The organism is Bradyrhizobium sp. CSA207, assembly GCF_029051685.1.
Taxonomy (GTDB): domain Bacteria; phylum Pseudomonadota; class Alphaproteobacteria; order Rhizobiales; family Xanthobacteraceae; genus Bradyrhizobium.
Genome location: NZ_JAACFT010000109.1, coordinates 1 through 1,090 on the forward strand (window position 1 = coordinate 1; position 1,090 = coordinate 1,090).

1 protein-coding gene is annotated in these 1,090 nt (G+C 58.0%); it reads right to left on the reverse strand.

All coding sequences use genetic code 11. The features are described 5' to 3' along the window. Positions 1–46: 46 nt before the first annotated feature. Entirely contained in the window at positions 47–958 is a 912-nt protein-coding gene (locus tag GWG65_RS40170) for an SDR family NAD(P)-dependent oxidoreductase (protein WP_275200914.1), read from the reverse strand. Positions 959–1,090: the final 132 nt, after the last annotated feature.

Genomic DNA, 1,090 nt, shown 5'->3' on the forward strand with positions numbered 1-1,090 from the left:
AACGCTGTCTGCCAGAGTCGAACGTCGCATGACGTAACCTCATTCCTCAAGACTTCGCCGTTGCGGGTATCTGACCGAGCTCGAACGGACCCGGCTCGAAGAAGTCCTCGATCGATCCGACCTTTGCGTAGTTCTCGGCGATGCTCTCGGGTGTCAGATGTGGATCGTGGAAGCCAGGCCCCATGACGATAGCGATACGTTGGACTATTCCGGCTTCCACGTTGTAGATCTTGTTCGTTTCCGAACAACTATCGCTTGCCAGCCAGACGATCGCTGGCGCAACAGCCTCAACCGGCATTGTGGCTTCGCTGTGCTTCAGCCAAGCCGGATTCGCAACCGCCGCTGGGTGCATCCTCGTGTACCCGGCTGGCGAAATGGTGTTCACGAGAATCCCATGCTCAGCACCTTCAATTGCAAGAATGCGCATCAATCCAACTACTGCGCACTTGGCCGCAGCGTAGGTGGCTTGGCCACGTATCCCAAACAGGCCGCTGACTGACGTCGTGAGGATGATCTTTCCGTAACGCTGTGCGACCATATACGGCCAGGCAGCCTTCACCGTGTTAACCGGCCCGCCGAGGTGCACCCGCCAATAGTGATCGAAATCGCCAAGTGTGGCGTCCTCGAATAGCTGGCTTCCGCAGATACCAGCGTTGTTCACGAGGAGGTCTATTCTCCCGAAATGCTCGATGGTCGTCGCGATCAGGTCACTGCCACCTTCAGGGGTGGAAACATTGCTGTCATTCGCGATTGCCTCGCCTCCACGGGATCGAATGAAGTCGGCCACATGTTCCGCGATCGTGGAATCCTTCCCGAACCCCGATACGTCGGTCCCCAGGTCGTTCACAACGACCCGGGCGCCGCGTTCGGCGAGAAGTTCGACGTATGCTCGCCCAAGCCCGCGACCTGCGCCAGTCACAACCGCGACCTTTCCCTCCAACGAAATTCGTTCGGTCATCCCGCTATCCTCTTTCCGGCAAGATTGAATGCGTCTGCGCAACCGTGACACCAACTGCCGGGCGCTATGTCCCTTTGGCAAAGCCAATGCGTCCGTTTTCGGGAAGTTCCGCTAATGTCTGCCTATGGCCCA

Excerpts from the sequence above, each read along its gene's own strand:
- GWG65_RS40170 (WP_275200914.1), bottom strand. The coding sequence starts at position 958 with ATGACCGAACGAATTTCGTTGGAGGGAAAGGTCGCGGTTGTGACTGGC.